The 17,445-nt window shown below is 32.2% G+C and carries 14 protein-coding genes, 5 tRNA genes, 1 rRNA gene and 1 pseudogene; all 21 read right to left on the bottom strand.

Translation table 11 applies throughout. The features are described 5' to 3' along the window. Positions 1-59: 59 nt before the first annotated feature. Positions 60-1,085, bottom strand: coding sequence for a FecCD family ABC transporter permease (locus M2651_RS09985; protein ID WP_252132211.1), 1,026 nt, complete (start codon positions 1,083-1,085; stop codon positions 60-62). Next, positions 1,082-2,080 (bottom strand): FecCD family ABC transporter permease, encoded by a 999-nt coding sequence (locus tag M2651_RS09980; protein ID WP_252132210.1) that lies wholly within the window; start codon positions 2,078-2,080, stop codon positions 1,082-1,084. The genes M2651_RS09985 and M2651_RS09980 overlap by 4 nt, the downstream gene beginning before the upstream one ends. After that, a complete protein-coding gene (locus tag M2651_RS09975) occupies positions 2,077-3,105 on the bottom strand; it encodes an iron-siderophore ABC transporter substrate-binding protein (RefSeq protein WP_252132209.1) in 1,029 nt (342 codons plus the stop codon). Before M2651_RS09975 ends, M2651_RS09980 begins: the two co-directional genes overlap by 4 nt. Positions 3,106-3,296: 191 nt before the next feature. Next, positions 3,297-3,373 (bottom strand) — tRNA-Arg (locus M2651_RS09970). Positions 3,374-3,414: 41 nt separating this feature from the next. After that, a tRNA-Ser gene (locus M2651_RS09965) sits at positions 3,415-3,505 on the bottom strand. Between the two features lie 14 nt (positions 3,506-3,519). After that, positions 3,520-3,610, bottom strand: a tRNA-Ser gene (locus M2651_RS09960). A gap of 151 nt (positions 3,611-3,761) precedes the next feature. Next, positions 3,762-5,039: a serine--tRNA ligase gene (gene serS / locus M2651_RS09955; RefSeq protein ID WP_252132208.1), complete on the bottom strand. Its 1,278-nt coding sequence runs from the start codon at positions 5,037-5,039 to the stop codon at positions 3,762-3,764. A gap of 27 nt (positions 5,040-5,066) precedes the next feature. After that, positions 5,067-5,282: pseudogene (locus M2651_RS09950) on the bottom strand (DUF1667 domain-containing protein); the annotation flags it as partial. 27 nt (positions 5,283-5,309) lie between these two features. Further along, positions 5,310-6,704 (bottom strand): NAD(P)/FAD-dependent oxidoreductase, encoded by a 1,395-nt coding sequence (locus M2651_RS09945; protein WP_252132206.1) that lies wholly within the window; start codon positions 6,702-6,704, stop codon positions 5,310-5,312. A 310-nt stretch (positions 6,705-7,014) separates the two neighbouring features. Continuing rightward, positions 7,015-9,726, bottom strand: coding sequence for a UPF0182 family protein (locus M2651_RS09940; RefSeq protein ID WP_252132205.1), 2,712 nt, complete (start codon positions 9,724-9,726; stop codon positions 7,015-7,017). Positions 9,727-9,728: 2 nt separating this feature from the next. After that, on the bottom strand, positions 9,729-10,895 hold the full coding sequence (locus M2651_RS09935) for a DUF362 domain-containing protein (protein ID WP_252132204.1): 1,167 nt from the start codon (positions 10,893-10,895) through the stop codon (positions 9,729-9,731). A gap of 19 nt (positions 10,896-10,914) precedes the next feature. Further along, on the bottom strand, positions 10,915-11,430 hold the full coding sequence (locus tag M2651_RS09930) for a transcription repressor NadR (protein ID WP_252132203.1): 516 nt from the start codon (positions 11,428-11,430) through the stop codon (positions 10,915-10,917). 15 nt (positions 11,431-11,445) lie between these two features. Then, a complete protein-coding gene (locus M2651_RS09925) occupies positions 11,446-11,943 on the bottom strand; it encodes an HDIG domain-containing metalloprotein (RefSeq protein WP_252132202.1) in 498 nt (165 codons plus the stop codon). 130 nt (positions 11,944-12,073) lie between these two features. Then, entirely contained in the window at positions 12,074-12,790 is a 717-nt protein-coding gene (locus tag M2651_RS09920) for an ABC transporter ATP-binding protein (RefSeq protein ID WP_252132201.1), read from the bottom strand. Then, positions 12,783-13,556: an ABC transporter ATP-binding protein gene (locus M2651_RS09915; protein WP_252132200.1), complete on the bottom strand. Its 774-nt coding sequence runs from the start codon at positions 13,554-13,556 to the stop codon at positions 12,783-12,785. Before M2651_RS09915 ends, M2651_RS09920 begins: the two co-directional genes overlap by 8 nt. 1 nt (position 13,557) lies before the next feature. Beyond that, positions 13,558-14,607, bottom strand: a complete 1,050-nt coding sequence (locus M2651_RS09910) for a branched-chain amino acid ABC transporter permease (RefSeq protein ID WP_252132199.1) — start codon at positions 14,605-14,607, stop codon at positions 13,558-13,560. A 9-nt stretch (positions 14,608-14,616) separates the two neighbouring features. Next, positions 14,617-15,510, bottom strand: coding sequence for a branched-chain amino acid ABC transporter permease (locus tag M2651_RS09905; RefSeq protein ID WP_252132198.1), 894 nt, complete (start codon positions 15,508-15,510; stop codon positions 14,617-14,619). Positions 15,511-15,587: 77 nt separating this feature from the next. Beyond that, positions 15,588-16,757: an ABC transporter substrate-binding protein gene (locus tag M2651_RS09900; protein WP_252132197.1), complete on the bottom strand. Its 1,170-nt coding sequence runs from the start codon at positions 16,755-16,757 to the stop codon at positions 15,588-15,590. A gap of 313 nt (positions 16,758-17,070) precedes the next feature. Beyond that, positions 17,071-17,146 (bottom strand) — tRNA-Ala (locus M2651_RS09895). A 3-nt stretch (positions 17,147-17,149) separates the two neighbouring features. Continuing rightward, positions 17,150-17,226: transfer RNA gene (locus M2651_RS09890), tRNA-Ile, on the bottom strand. A 131-nt stretch (positions 17,227-17,357) separates the two neighbouring features. Then, a 5S ribosomal RNA gene (gene rrf / locus M2651_RS14495) occupies positions 17,358-17,445 on the bottom strand; the annotation flags it as partial.

Genomic DNA, 17,445 nt, shown 5'->3' with positions numbered 1-17,445 from the left:
CAATCAATCTAAGAACGTCACTTCCAGTAACAGATAGCCCGTTTAAGCCCATTTAATACTTAAACCCTCCTGTTTATAACTATTAATAGAAATAGCATATATGGCGCTCCCAAAATTCCTGTAACTACACCTACAGGAAATCTTGTACCAAAAGCAAACTGACCAATCATATCTGCTACAAGTACTAATAATTCTCCAACTAAACCTGAGGCTAAACTATTTGGTGCTCCTAATCCAACAAGCCTAGCTGCTATTGGACCTGATAAAAATGCAACAAAAGATATAGGTCCTGTAACAGCCGTTGCAAAAGCAATTAAAAATACAGAACTTAAAATTAGAATAATCCGTATTAAATTTATTTTAATACCAAGTGTAGTTGCAAACTCATCCCCCAATTCTAATATTTGAAGCTGTTTTGTTAAACATAAAATAATAATTCCAAATATAACAACAACGATAAATAAAGCTGGTACATCTTCAATACGCATTCCATTTAAACTTCCACTTAACCATCTAAGTGCAGCTCCTACATCATGTTGTGAAGCCTTAGCCAGTAAATATGCTATAAGTGCATTTATCATTGCCTGCATTCCAATTCCTATAAGTATAAGCCTTCCACCTGAAAAATTTGAACCTTTAGAGAGCACATATATAAGCGATGCTACTAAAATTCCAGTAGTTACTGCAGCTATAGAAACACCAGTCCCACTTAAACGAAGAACCAATATACAGAAAACTGCCGCAACACTTGAACCTGAGCTTATTCCTATAATATCAGGACTTGCTAATGGGTTTCTTAGCATAGTTTGAAAAGTATTCCCAGATATACCGAAAGCTAATCCAGCTAAAAGTCCACAAAGCATTCTTGGTAAACGTAGAGTTGCTATAGCGAAGTTGGCTCCTTGTATTTGTTCTCCAGTAAGAACTCTTATAACTGTATTTAAATCATAATTAGTTTTTCCATATAAAAGCATAATTAGACAAGTACATACTGTTACAATAAGTAAAATTATATTAATGCTAATCAAACGAGTTTTTCTTCTAATATAACCCGGTCTAATCATAGTGTGATTAGTTTGTATCATATAGCTTTCACCTTCGCTTTCCTAGCAATTATAATAAGAATTGGTGCTCCTATAAATGCTGTTATAATTCCTACCTGAACTTCACCTGGACTTCCAATTACTCTTCCCAAAACATCTGAAATTATTAAAAGTGCTCCACCTCCAATAGCAGATAAGGGAATTATTCCCCTTAAATTTGAACCAAAAATAAGACGTATGCTGTGGGGTATCATCAACCCTATAAATGCAATAGGACCAGCGATTGCCGTAATTGCACCACATAGTATAACTCCTGCAATTGCACAAACAACTCTTATAAAACCTTTATTTACACCTAGACCAGTTGCAACATCATCTCCTAATGCTAAAACATTTAGTGCTGGCGTTGCTACTATACTTATTATTAATCCAATTATTATGAATGGTAATATTAAATTAATATCCTCCCAAGTCGCACCACTTACACTACCAACCTGCCAAAATCTAAATTCATCCATAACCTCGCTTCTAGGAAGTATAATTACACTTACTAAAGATGTTAAAACTGCACTAGTTGCAGACCCTGATAATGCAAGCTTAATAGGAGTCATTCCACCATTGCCAATAGATGCAATAAAATATACAAGCACTGCTGTTATGCCTGCTCCAAGTAGTGCAAGCCAAATATACTGATTTGCTGAATTAATATTAAAAAATGCTATTCCAATTACAACAGATAAAGATGCCCCTGTATTAACACCTAAGATACTTGGGTCAGCTATTGGATTTCTAGTTATAGATTGCATAAGGGCTCCTGATATTCCAAGAGAAGCCCCTGCCATAATACTAAAAATTGTTCTAGGAATACGCTCACGAACCACTAATGCAGCAAAAGACATATCCTGATTATTTAGTAAAGAATTTATAACCTGACTAAATTCTATGTTTTTTGACCCCCATGCCAAGGATGAAAGTACACACATACCTAGAAAAATAAAACTCACTAAATATATTCCTATTATCTTTGTAAATTTCATTTTACTTTATCTGCTGCCTCTCCAATTATATTTAAATATTCATCTATAGTTGCAGGAATAGATAAGGCACTTGGGGTAGCAGATGCTGCCAGTGCTGATCCATCTTCAATAAGTGCAACAGCACCATTTTTAATTGCTGGAAGTGTTCCTAATAATTTATCAGCTTGAAGTTGTTTTAATAATGCATCATTTCCATAAGCCACAATTACATCTACATCTGTTAATTTATCAATATTTTCGGAGCTAATTGTAAGAGCAAAACTTTTTGTATCTTTCGCAATTTCTTTAACACTATCAGCCTCTACTAATCCTAAATCATACAGGTACGCTACACGGGGATCTGTTGAAGTATATATGTAGAACTTACCTAAATCAGTAGGACTAAAGTAACAGAAAGCAACTTTTTTACCTTTAATGTTAGGATACTTAGCAGCTTTTTCTGCTATTAATTTCTCCAAATCTGAAACCAATTTCTCTCCTTCTGCTTTTTTACCCATTCCAGTTGCATTAGTTATTATTTGATCTCTCCAATATGTTTGCCACGGAAGGTTAGGATATGCTACTACAGGAGCAATTTTACTTAATAAATCATATTCTTCTTGTTTAATCCCTGAGTATGCTGCTAATATAACATCTGGCTTGGAATTACTTATAGCCTCATAATCTAAACCATCAACGTCGTCAAAAACAACTGGTTTATCCACTCCTAATTCTTTATATTTTGCTGCTGTCCAAGGTAATAATCCATTTTCATCTGTTTTACCATAGTTTGCCTTAGATACACCAGCTGGTACAACTCCTAATGCTAAAGGGGTATCTTGATTACTCCAAGAAATTGCAACAACATTTTTGGGTTCTTTTTCTATTACAGTTTCCCCGAATGCATGTTTAACTGTAATTGGATAAGTGACAGAAGAGCTTTCCTCGACCTTAGATTCACCTTGTGTTTTTTCTGTTGCACTTGAGCATCCTGTTATAAATAATGCACAAGCAAGAATCATAGAACTTATTGATTTTAGTTTCATATTTAACCTCCTAATTGTTTAATTAAATCCCTGATAACTATATCGAATTGATATTAATTATCATTATCATCTATGTATTATAGTACAATACTAAGTTAAATTTGTCAACTTATATTGAAAAATATTATCAGCTGTTTTAAAAAAATAAAAATGCCCTTAAAGCATTAATATTATTAGCTTTAAGAGCATTTTGGTGCGGCGGAGAAGATTCGAACTCCCGACCAACTGGTTCGTAGCCAGCTACTCTATCCAACTGAGCTACCGCCGCATATATATTTAAAAACACCTAAACTAAGTTAGGTGCCTCTATGGCGGAGACGATGGGATTCGAACCCATGCTAGAGTTGCCCCTACTAACGGTTTAGCAAACCGTCCTCTTCGGCCACTTGAGTACGTCTCCATATTATATTTAAATGGCGGAAAGAGTGGGATTCGAACCCACGGTACGGTCACCCGTACGCCGGTTTTCAAGACCGGTGCCTTAAACCAACTCGACCATCTTTCCATATATCTGACGACAATGATTATTATAGCAAAGAGTTTTTGTTTTGTCAACAATATTTTTGCTATAATTTTTATTTCAGTGTGCAAGGTCATTGTCTCCCTGCACACTATATAATTTACAGTAAAACTTAAAAATATTCAACACTTAATTTTTACTTTATCTGGTCAATGTTTCCCATATATGCTTTTAATACCTCTGGTATAGTTACAGTTCCATCTTCATTTTGATAGTTTTCAAGTATCGCTGCAACTGTTCTTCCTACAGCAACTCCCGAGCCATTTAGAGTATGAACGTATTGAGGCTTATCTTTTGGATTATCTTTGTATTTTATATTAGCACGTCTAGCCTGATAATCTTCAAAATTACTGCAGCTTGAGATTTCTACATATCTGTTGTAGCTTGGCATCCAAACTTCTATATCATAAGTGCAAGCTGATGAAAAACCTAAATCTCCTTTGCAAAGTTTAACAACTCTATAAGGAAGTCCTAACCCCTGAAGAACTTTCTCAGCATCATTTGTTAATTTTTCAAGTTCTTCATAGGACTGTTCAGGCTTTGTAAACTTAACCAGCTCTACTTTGTTAAATTGGTGCTGTCTTATAAGCCCTCTTGTGTCTCTTCCAGCTGAACCTGCCTCTGCCCTGAAACAAGCACTGTAAGCAACATGCTTTATAGGCAAATCTGCTCCATTTAATATTTCATCGCTGTATAGATTAGTTACAGGAACTTCTGCTGTAGGTATTAAGAAATAGTCTGTATTAGCTACTTTGAAAGCATCTTCTTCAAACTTAGGAAGCTGTCCTGTACCTGTCATGCTTTTTCTGTTTACCATAAAAGGCGGAAATATTTCTGTATATCCATTTTCATCTACATGAGTATTTAAATAATAATTAATTATTGCTCTTTCAAGTCTTGCTCCAAGTCCTTTGTAAACAGTAAATCTTGAACCTGTTATTTTACCTGCTCTGTCAAAATCTAAAATATTTAAGCTGGTTCCTAAATCCCAGTGAGCTTTTGGCTCAAAGTTAAACTTAACAGGCTCTCCCCATCTTCTTATTTCAACATTATCTTCATCAGATTTTCCATCTGGAACGCTTGGGTTTGGAGTGTTTGGTATTCTTAATAATATATTCTCTATTTTTTCATCTATTGAAGCTAGTTCTGTATCAAAAACTTTAATTTCTTCTCCTACCTTCTTCATTTCAGCCATTATTGGCTCTACATCCTGTCCTGCCTTTTTTAGCTTTGGTATTTCTGCTGAAACCTGATTTCTTCTGCTTTTTAAATTTTCTACCTGTACTAAAATTTCTCTTCTTTTTTCATCAAGACTTAGTATCTCATCTATAAATGCAACATAAGATTCTCCTCTGCTTCCTATAAGTGCTTTAACTTCATCTGGATTACTTCTTATTCTTCTTAAGTCTAACATAACTACCTCTCCTATTCTTAAAATAACTTATTCTTTATTTACATTTTTGGTACAGATAATATCTACACCTGTATTTAAAATATTTTTACAAACTACATCCCCAATTTTTATAGGAACTCCTACATATATTCTGCTAAGTGCCTTTGAACATTCTATCCAAAGTTTTTTATCTATGGGCTTACTGCTTTTTACAGGTACTACATTAAGTTTTGAACCTTTTATTCTGACTAAAGTAGTTAAGATTCCGCTTTTGCTGCCACAATCCATAAATTACACCCCATCAAATTCTTTTATCCTGTTTAATACAATTCTAGAATTTTTAGAATCTTTAACTATCTCTGTTATTTGTTTGTTTGTTTCTCTAGCTAATATAGAAACTATTTTACTTGTACAATATGCTCCCTGGCAGCTTCCTAGTGTTGTACCAGTCCTTCTTTTTACACCTTCAAGAGTACGGGCACCCAAAGGTCTTCTTATAGCCTCGATTATTTCACCTTCAGTAATCATTTCACAAAGGCAGACTATTTTTGCATATCTTTTATCTAATTTTATTATTTCATCTCTTTCCTTATTAGATAATTCTCTAAATTTATAAAATTCCCTTCTTTTATCGTGAAAATCTTTTTTAAGCCTGCATTTCATATTACTTACCACAGTTTCACAGATTATTTTGGCAATAGAAGGTGTCATTGTAACTTCTCCATAGTGCTTTGCCGATATTTTTATATAACCTTTATCTACTGAACTGTCATCTATAAGTACATTATTTTTATAAAACATAGACTGATAAAAGCTTGTAATATTTTCATCCTTGACACCATTTATAATAGCAGATATCTTTTTAATGCTTTCATTATAGCTTAAATTTTCTTTTGTATTAAGTGCAGCTATAGTATTGCCCTGCATAGAAGGAATAGTAAATTCCCTTTCCCCCTCTGAACTTATGGTAAATAAAGTATTTTTAAAAATCCCCTTAAAATCCTTTTCCAGTAAAAAATATTTTAAATAGAAAACATTATTTACTATGTCCTCATAATTTTCATCTATACTATATTTTTTTACAGGAGCAGTGTTTATTACCATTTTGCAGGTGAATTTATTTTTATTAGTTTCAACTTTAAAACCTTTTGATATTCTTTGAATATCTATAACCTCTTCCTCAAGCTTAAAATTAACGCCATTATCAAAAGCAACTTCTGCATAGGCCAAAGCCAAATCATAGGGACAAACAACCCCTATATTTTCAGAATGAAGTGCCTTTTCAACCTTAATATTAAGATTAGGCTCCATTTTATATACCTCTGAGCTGTCTAAAAGCTTTATATTTTGAATTCCTCTTTTAACAGCTCTATCATACATTTTTATTATCTTTTGTTCTTCTTTTTTATTACCTGCTATTATAAGGCCTCCTGTTCTCTTAAATGGAACTTTAAATTTTGAGGTAATTTCATCAAACATATTATTTCCCATTACCTCAAGCTTAGAAACCAAAGAATCACTGCATTCTATACCATCATATACTACAGCCGAATTTATAAGAGCTACATCATCTGCAATATCATAATCCTTTTCTATTACTGCAATATTTAAACTATACTTAGAAAGCTCATAAGCTGCAGCACAGCCTATGATTCCCCCTCCTAAAATAAGTATATCATAATCCATAAATTAAAACCTTCCTCCTAGTTTCCTAGGTCTTTAGTGTATCACAACCTCTGTACCTATAGGAATATTATTATATAGCCTTTTAAAATCTTCCTTCGATACTGTTCAATTTTATTTTTCCCTCTTCTATTATATTACCAATTTTATCTTTAGGAATAAAGTGTATGAAATAATTTGAAAAAAATTTTTATAATATTGCTTTAAAAATTATGCTTATACATTGGTATTCTTTACACTTTTATAAAGTTTAAACTGATTAAGTATGCAAAAAATAAAAGGGAACAATTATTTTCCCTTTTACTTTAAAAATTTAATCCTTATTTAATTCATTTAAAATATTTTGAAGGTTATTAATGTATTCACCGTACTTTGCCCAGTCTCCATTTTTTTGAGCTTCAATAGCTTTATCAAATACTTCTTTTGCTCCTTTTATTTTTTCTTTAGTATTAGAATCCATATTAGTACTTGAAGTTTGCGGCATTTGTTTTGTTTCCTGAGTATAGTTGAATATTTGCTCTAAAGCACTATCTACACTTTCAGCAAGTATTATCCTGTCTCCATAGGAAACCACTATTCTTTTCATCTCGGGAATACTATTTTTACCAGTTGCTCTTAAATAAATAGGTTCAATATAAAGAAGAGAGTTATTTATAGGTATAATCATTGTATCTCCATATATAATTTCTGAACCTTCCTTATTCCAAAGAGATATTTCCTTGGAAATTAAAGGGTCTTGGTTTAGTTTCTGTTTAAAAAGATACGGACTGTATATGGTTTTTTGTGTCGGGAATTTATAAAGAACTATCTTTCCATAGTTATCTTTATCCATTCTGGCACCTAGTAAAGCTACCATATTATCCTTGTTTCTCATATTAAAATACTCTAAAAGTATCATTTCTTCTTTATCATTATCTGGCAGCCTCATAACCATATAAGACCCTTCATTTATTTGCTTCTCGCCTTCTACTGTTTTTTGATTCTTTGAAACTTCCCATAAATCTTCTCCATTATAAAATACTCCTGCATCGGTCATGTGATATTTTCCAAGCACCTCACACTGTATATTAAATATTCCTTCCGGATACCTAAAGTGGCTTACTAAATCCGTAGGCAGTGTACTTACATCTTTGAAAAGCCCTGGGAATATCTTTGAATAGCTGATAGCTATAGGATCATTTTTATCTACAATATAAAAATTTGTATCACCATCTGCAGCATCAATTACAACTTTTACTGAATTTCTAATATAGTTTATATTATTATAAGGCTGTGAATACGGAAATCTGTCGGAGGTAGTATAAGCATCTATTATCCAATACAGCTTTCCATCACTTATAACTATATATGGATCGCTGTCATAGCTTAAAAATGGTGCTATTTTCTGTACTCTCTCCATAATATTTCTATTTATAAGTATTTTACTGTCACTATTTATATCTCTTGAAAGCAGGAAATTCATATTTCTTTCATTAATTGCAAAAAGTACTCTGTTTATAAAACTCATCTTTATTCCTGCTTTACCGTCATACTTATTCCACTGATTATCTCCGCCCTTTGGATAATCAAATTCTGCTCTGTCTGTATTAACTATAGCATATTCATTTGTCTTTTCACCAAAGTATATTCTTGGATTTTCAAGCCTTATATCTGTGCTGTTTTCAGGTGGTATATCTTTAATTACAAAATCAGGCTGTCCTTCTGAAGTTACAGAATTAACTTTGCTCATAACTACTCCATAACCATGAGTATATATTAAATGCTTATTCTGCCAGGTTGTTGCATTGTCTTCTAATTTGCTTGAATCTATCTCTCTTGGTGCAATAAAAACCTGATTATACTTGCCGTTTATATTATATCTGTCTATATCAATATCATTAAAATCATAATAATATCTAATAACCTGTACTTGATTGTAAAATTCAAGAGCCGGCTTATAGGAATTGATTTTAATATTATCAATTGTTTCTTTATTTTCTTTTATATCTTCCTTAGTTAAGTTGTTCTTAACTTCAAATGTACTTTCTTCAATGCTGTCAATATTAAATGCTTTTCTTGTATAATTTATATTATTAATTATATAAGGCTGCTCGAGACTTATCTGATTGGATTTTACTATAAAATTTTCAACAACTCCAAAAGCTATACCATGACCTATAATTAAAACTACAATACTAATTATAGAAACTATTATAGGCTTAACCTTACCTCTAAGCACACTTAAAAATATAACTATTGATGCTATTACGGATACTGCACTTATTATTCTGTAAAAAAGCAGGCTTACCTTTATATCTGTATATCCCGCACCATAGACTACACCTGTGGGACTATAAAGTATATTAAAGGATTTTAATATATAGCCTGCTGATAAAAAAAGCAATATAAGTGCAGATACAATTGCAAGCTGTTTCCCAGCAAACCTTGTTATACCGCTTTTTATACCTTTTGCCTGTGTAAAGGCATTCTTTATATCTCTTGTAAAGAGTCTATCTTTAGCATTTAACATAAAATATACAACTAGAGTTATTATAACTAAAAACACTAGTAAAACCATAACTGCTCCATATAAGGATTCAATTAAAGGAAGTTTAAAAATAAAAAATGAAACATCCATATTAAAAATAGGGTCTTTTAAATTAAAACTTACGGAATTTGTAAACTGAAGTATTCTATACCAATAGTTAGATGCTATAGCATAAGATATTAAAAAAGATATTAATGAATTTGTTATAATAAATATCTTTCTCTCTAAAGGCTTTTTGTTAACATCTATTACATTAGATATTTTAGCAATATTTGCTCTTAAACTCCTGTAATAAAGCCATATTCCAATATAAACTATAAAAAATAATGGAATCATAAGCTTTGCTATAGCTGACAGCTTTGTAAAGTATACTGAAAGATAACCTACCTCTTCATACCATTTTATATTTACTAAGAAGCTTACTATTCTGTCAAAAAACAAAATTATAAAAATTATTAAGACAATTAACGTAATTAACCCGTAATTTCTTTTTTTCATAGTTAACCTCTCTTATCCATACCTAATAATTTCCCTAAAGTTGTATTCCTAGTTTCTATAGCTCCTGCAGGACATAATTCCTGGCAGCAGAAACATCTTATACAATTTTTCATCTCCCATACAGGTTTTAATTTATTATTTTTCTCTACCATTTTTATAACTTTACCTTTTTCCGGGCAAACCTCTTCACATCTTTTACAGCCTATGCACTTATCCTCTATAAGAGATGGACTTGGTGCCAGCATTCCTGATAGAAATCTTGAAACTGCAGGACTTGAGAAGTGAAAAGTCCCCCCTTTTCTTGAAAGCTTAAAATTCTCTGCTTTCATACTACTTATTGTTTCTCCAACTACTTCAATTTCTTCTTCAAGAACAGCTCCCCATTTATTATCATAAACTTCCTTAAGTGTAGGTGTATCCAGAGGATTATTATAACCTATAAGTCTTACTGCTACAGAATCTACAGCACTTAAAGACTCACCCATAATAATTGTATCCATCTTATGAGGATTTCCATTTTTAGGACCGTTACCTTCCATTGCAATTATTCCGTCTAATATAGCGAAACTTGTACCAATTAACGTGTTTAAATCTAAAAGCATTTTGCAGAAATTATTAGCATCAGGCATTCTTGTATGCCAGCCAGCCTTTTGAGTTCCTGAAATACATCCAAACTGATTTTTTATAGCACCTGTGAAATAAGCCATAGCATGCGTCTTTAACTTTGGAAGAGATATAACAACATCAGCTTCATAAGGAGCTTTTGCCACATCCCAAGACTTGCAGAGAATTGAATTATCAAGCTTAACATGAATAGTTTCTTTAAAGTCCTCAAACTTTACTCCAAACTTGTTAGCAACTGCCATAAGGCCACTTTTTTCTGCAGCTTTTCTTGGATCTCCAAATCCTGGTGAGTCTCCAAAACTTATATTACTTGAATAATCTTTAATTATACGTATTACAGCTTCAAAAACAGCATAATGAGTTATAACCGGCGAACCAGCCTGTTCTATACTTAGCATATTGGGCTTTAAAAGAACACTGCTCCCATGTGGTATAAGCTTTCTAAGGTAAGAGTCCCCACCTAAAAGCTCAAAGCCGTTTCTTAAGGTTTTCTCTATAAGTTCTACATTGTAGTCACTGCACTTTAATAATGCTACTTTTTGCATTTTACTTTCCCCCAATAATTTAGTCTGATATTATATATTTTTTATTTTTTAATTCTTTAATTATCCGTTCCATAGTTTCCTTATCGTCTGCTTCAATAGTATGGATATGAACTCCTCTTGTAAGTGCAGACAAAGGCTCTGCCTTATATTTTTTGCACTTTTCCATAAAATTTTGAACATCATACAAAGTTTTTATCATTAGCATACCTCTCATCTCACCGTACAAAGGATGCTCAATTATAACATTTTCTATAGTACCTCCAAACTTTACGATACAGGTAAGCTCATCTTCAATTTCATCTGGATTATGACATACTGCTATAACTCTTTTAATTTTATGTTTTTCATCCTTTGGTATCATATAACCTTCTGGAGTTGCTATTATATTTATACCCTCTGCTCTAAGTATAGCTATATCCTTAACTATTACCTGTCTTGTAACTCCTAATTCCTTAGCTAAATCCTGACCTTTTTGAGGAGCTCCTCTTTTTATTAAAAATTCTTCAATAAGTTTTCTTCTTTCTTTTGAGCTCATATAATCTCTCCTATATTAATTTTTACTATCGCATTTCTTTAATATATCTAGTTCTTTATCTTCCTTAATAGTATTGTTATGGTGGTTTTTTATTAAATAAAGAAACCTATCATCATAATTTCCTATATCTTTCAAAATATTATAACCCTTATAAGCATGATTATAATAAACATCTATTTTTTTAATATTTGAAAATTTTTTAAGCTTTCCTTTAGATATACTGTCTAAAATTACAATTAAAGATTTTTCTATTGGATTTAATTTTTTGCATGTTTTTCCAATATCATGCAAAAGCGCAGCCTTAATAAGCATCTCATTTATAATTCCAGCATCTTTACAGGCTTTAATAACGTCTCTTGCTGTATTTATGCAGTGCTTTTGTTCATATACTGAGAGCTTGTTAAATAACTTTTTTTCATCATTATTTAAGTATTTATCTATAAATTTTCTATCCTCTAATTCTATTTTAGAAGTTATTGACCAGTAAAACTGCTTTATTCTATATAAAGACATATATTTTTCAATCCTTCTATTAAAGCATTTACTTACATTTTAATACATTTAACTTTACTAGTCTATTAACAATTTGTTAATGAAATTTTCAAAAATAAAAACTAGTCTATTAAGACTAGTTTTTATAAATTTATTTTTTTGTACTTTGTCCTAAATATGCTGCTTTAACCTCTTCGTTTTGGAGAAGTTCTTTTCCTTCACCCTTAAGAGTAATCCTTCCTGTTTCTATTACATACCCAATATCAGAAATTTTAAGAGCAGCATTTGCATTTTGTTCTATTAAAAGTATGGTAACACCTTGCTTGTGTATTTCCTTAATAATATTAAACATATCCTTAACAATTAAAGGTGCAAGGCCTAAAGACGGCTCATCCATCATTAAAAGCTTTGGTCTTGACATTAGTGCTCTTCCTATAGCAAGCATTTGCTGCTCACCTCCAGAAAGTGTACCAGACAATTGCCAGCTTCTTTCTTTTAGTCTTGGGAAAAGACTGTATACCCACTCAATATCCTCTTTAATACCTTTTTCATCTTTTCTTGTAAAAGCTCCTATTTTTAAGTTTTCAAGCACTGTAAGATTTGAAAAAACTCTTCTTCCCTCTGGTACTAAAACTATACCATTGTTAACCATATCTTTAGTTTTTAAATTTAATAAGTCTATATTATTATATTTAATTGAACCGCTTTTTGGTTTAACAAGCCCCATTATAGATCTTAACATAGTGCTTTTACCTGCTCCGTTTGCACCAACTAAAGAAACAATTTTTCCATCTTCTACATCAAGACTGATTCCTTTTAAAGCTTCTATACCTCCATAGGATACAACCAAATTATCTATTTTAAGCATCTTCTTCATTCACCCCCAGATAAGCTTCTATTACCCTCTGGTTATTCTGTATTTCATAAGGGCTTCCTTTTGCAATAGTAACTCCATAGTCAAAAACATAAATTTTATGAGATATTCCCATTACTACCTGCATATGGTGTTCAATCATAAATATACTTAAATCAAATTCATCTCTTATATGCTGTATAAACTCTGTTAAATCTTCTGTTTCCTTTGGATTCATTCCAGCAGCAGGCTCATCAAGTAAAAGTACCTGTGGGTTTGTAGCAAGTGCTCTTGCTATTTCAAGTCTTCTTTGCTTACCATAAGGAAGGGAACTTGATTTTTCATTTACCACATCTATAAGCCCAACCTTCTCTATAAGCTCTAAAGATTTTTTAACCATGGACTTTTCTTCTTTTAAGTACCAAGGCATCCTGAACACTGAACTAAAAAGCCCCGAATTAATATGAAGATGATTTGCAATCAAAACATTATCAAGTACACTTAAATCCTTAAATAATCTTATATTTTGAAAGGTTCTTGCTATACCTAATTTTGTAATTTTATCCGGCCTTATTCCTGTAATATCTTTACCATTAAAATATATCTTACCTGATGTTGGAGTATAAACTCCTGTTATCATATTGAAAGCTGTAGTCTTTCCAGCACCATTAGGACCAATTAATGCAACAATTTCACCTTTATTAAGCTCCAGATTAAAATCCTTTACTGCTGTCAAGCCTCCAAACTGCATAACTACATTTTCTGTTTTAAGTAAGCTCATTTTAGTTACCTCCTTTTTTTAGAGGTTTTCTAGTAAGAAAACTGATAAATTTATCCCAACTAAACTCTCTTGTTCCCATTAAACCATTGCTGAAAAATAACACAACTATCATAAGAAGTCCCGAAAACACAACCATTCTAAGACCTGCAACTCCTGGTATAACTATAAAACCTAAATTCATGCTTTCATCTAAAAATCTTAATGCTTCACCTGCAATAGTTATTACAAAAGAAGAAATAATAGTTCCTGTTACACTTCCCATTCCACCTAAAACAATTATAAGAAGTATGTTAAAGGTTAAAGAGAATTTAAACATGTTAGGGTCAATTGTACCTAATAAGTTGCCAAGTAGTCCTCCCCCTACACCAGCAAAAAAGGCTCCTATCATAAAGGATAGAATTTTATGCTTAAATAAACCTATTCCCATGCTTTCAGCTGCTATTTCATCTTCTCTTATAGCTTTTAAAGCTCTTCCATAGCTACTGTTTATAAGCAGCAATATAAAAATTACTGTAAATATTGCAATTCCAAAACTCCACCCAAGGTTAGTAGTATTTGGTATACCTTTTATACCTAAAGCTCCATTTGTAATGCTTTGTGTATTTGTAAATATAATTCTTATTATTTCAGAAAAACCAAGTGTAGCAATTGCCAAATAGTCTCCTTTTAGTTTTAATACTGGAGCACCTATTAAAAATGCTATAATAGCAGATAAAGCTCCTCCTAATATTAAAGCTGCAATAAAAGGCCATTGAACTGTTTCTAAAGGCTTAATTATTGGAGTCATAAAAAAGTTCTGCATCTTTACTTCTTTAGACATAGTAAAAAGTGCGGTTGTATATGCACCTACAGCCATAAATCCAGCATGTCCTAAAGAAAATAAACCTGTAAAACCATTAATTAAATTCATGCTTAAAGCAAGTACTACATAAATAGCACACATATTTAATATTCTTACTATATAGGAATCTAAGTATATATGAGCAAATATTAAAAATCCTATTAAAAGTGCTAAAGCACTTATTGTTAAAATATAATTTCTTTTTTTCATCCTCTTCACCTACACTTTCTCTGAAATATTTTCGCCCATGATGCCAGTAGGTTTAAATAGAAGAATTACTATAAGAAGTATAAATGCAAAGGCATCTCTATAACCTGTTAATGAAGGCAGGAAAGCTACAAGAAGTATTTCCCCTATACCAAGAATAAAACCGCCTATTACAGCTCCAGTTATATTTCCTATTCCACCTATTACAGCTGCAATAAAGCATTTAAGACCTGGTATAACCCCCATTGTAGGCTGAACCTGTGGAAACTTCATCCCCCACATAATAGCCCCAAAGGCAGCAAGTATTGAGCCTATGGCAAAAGTAAAAGATATTGTTTTATTAACATCAATACCCATTATGCTAGCTGTCTCATAGTCCTTTGAAACTGCTCTCATAGCCATACCGCTTTTTGTTTTATTTATTAAATATAAAAGTAAAAATAATATTATTACAGTAACAACTGGTATTATTAAAGTAAGTCTTTGAAGTGATACATTCCCTATATGAATAACTTGTGTAAATATAGCTGGCTCAGGAAACTTCTTAGGTCTTCCACCAAATAATACTGTTGCTAAATTTTGAAGAAAGAATGAAACTCCTATAGCTGATATCATAATGGATATTTTAGGTGCATTTCTTATAGGTTTATAGGCTGATTTTTCAACTACAATTCCAAGAAGTGCTGTAAGTATTATTGTTACTATGAAAGAAACATACCATGGAAGCATAAAAGCTGCTATACCATAAAAAGCAAAGTATGTTGCCATCATAAAAATATCTCCATGAGCAAAGTTTATAAGTCTAAGTATTCCATAAACCATAGTATATCCTATAGCTACTAATGCATATAAACTTCCAAGAGACACTCCATTAGTAAGATGCTGTAAAAACGAATTAAGACTCATGTTGTCCCCCCTAAAATTTTCTTAAATAGTTACAGAACTTCAAGTTTCCTTGAAGCTCCGTACTACCTTAAGTTATATTATTTTGCAGAATCTATTATTTCTTTAAATGTGAACTTTCCACCCTTAACCTCTTTAATAACCGCACTCTTAACTGCGTTTCTATTTTCATCAAAGTTTATAACACCTGCAGCTCCTTGGAAGTCCTTTGATTTGGCAAGTTCTTCTCTTACTTTAACAGGATCTGTACTTCCTGCTCTATTTATAGCATCTAATATTAATATATAAGCATCATAAGATAAAGCTGCAACTGCTGCTGGTTCCTTGCCATTATACTCTTTTTTATACTCTTCCATGAACTTTTCTGATTCTTTTGTTATTGGTTTTTCTGTTGCAAAGAAAGTTGAGAAAGTAGCCCCTTCAACAGCTTCTTTACCAATATCTATAAACTCAGGAGTTTCCCATGTATCTCCACCTATAAATGGAGCAGTTATTCCAAGCTGTCTTGCTTGTTTAATAATTAGTGCAGACTCTGTGAAATTACCTGGTGCAAATATTGCATCTGGATTTTGAGCTTTTATGTTTGTAAGTATACCTGAAAAATCCTGATCACCGGTATTATAATTTGATACAGATACTACAGAATTTGCATCTCCTGTTAACTTTGTAAAAGAATCTTTAAAATATTTAGCTAGTCCAACAGCGTAGTCGTTTGACACTTCCTGAATTATTGCCACTTTCTTAGCATTTAGCTTACTGTAAGCATAGTTAGCCATTACTGTTCCTTGATATGGATCTATAAAACATACTCTAAAGTAATAATCATTTCCTTGAGTTACCAATGGATTTGTAGCAGAAGCAGCTACAGTAGGAACTTTTGCATCCTTAATTATTGGTCCTGCAGCCATTGAGTACCCGCTACCCCAGCTTCCTATAATAGCAGTTACCTTTTCTTTTTCAACTAATCTTGATGCTGCAGTAGCAGCTTCAGATTTATCAGACTTGTTATCAACTATTACAAGCTCTACTTTTTTACCTAAAACTGTTGGATACAGCTTGTTAGCTAATTTTACACCTTCAACTTCTAATGCTCCTCCTGCTGCATTAGCTCCGGTCATTGGTTCAAATACTCCAATTTTTATTACATCTGAACTATTAGATGCTGAAGTTGATTCTGTCTTTTTGCATCCTCCAAATACTAATGATGCTGTCATAACTAATGATAGTAATACAGCTAGTCTCTTTTTCATAGTTATCCCCCTTTTTTATACTGTCCTATAATTGCAAGATTTTTAAATATATAAAAATTGCAACTTTTAAAATAATCTTATTCATAATTATAATATTTTTTATTAATTTTAGCAATATTTTTAAAAAAAATAAATATTTTTGTCGATTTATTAAAAGAAATGCATTACAATACCAGAAAAATTGCATTTATTAATTTTCTAAATATATATTTATCAGTTTTTGAGTAACTAAATATTATTAGAACATAAATATATAATTAAACTACTATATTTTAATCAAAAAAATAAAAAAACAGCCTTTTCAGACTGTTTTTGGTGGAGATAAAGAGATTCGAACTCTTGACCCTCTGCGTGCAAGGCAGATGCTCTCCCAACTGAGCTATACCCCCATATGGTGGACCTTCAGGGACTCGAACCCCGGACCGACCGGTTATGAGCCGGTTGCTCTAACCAACTGAGCTAAAGATCCATATACAAATCTGGCAACGACCTACTCTTCCACAGAGCCTCCCCTGCAGGTAAATGTCCTAAATGGACATTTACGGGCAATTTAGTCGATGAGAATCGACGCTCTTAAATTGCCCCGTAATCGGCCAACTTAATTGGCGACTATCTACTTTTCCACACAGTCTCCCGTGCAGTATCATCGACATCTCGGAGCTTAACTTGCGTGTTCGGCATGGAAACG

Origin of the sequence: Clostridium caldaquaticum (assembly GCF_023806125.1) — a bacterium.
In the GTDB taxonomy this organism is placed as follows: Bacteria; Bacillota; Clostridia; order Clostridiales; family Clostridiaceae; genus Clostridium_AT; species Clostridium_AT caldaquaticum.
Note: the sequence above shows the minus strand (reverse complement) of the source record. Positions and strands in the feature narration are given on the sequence as shown.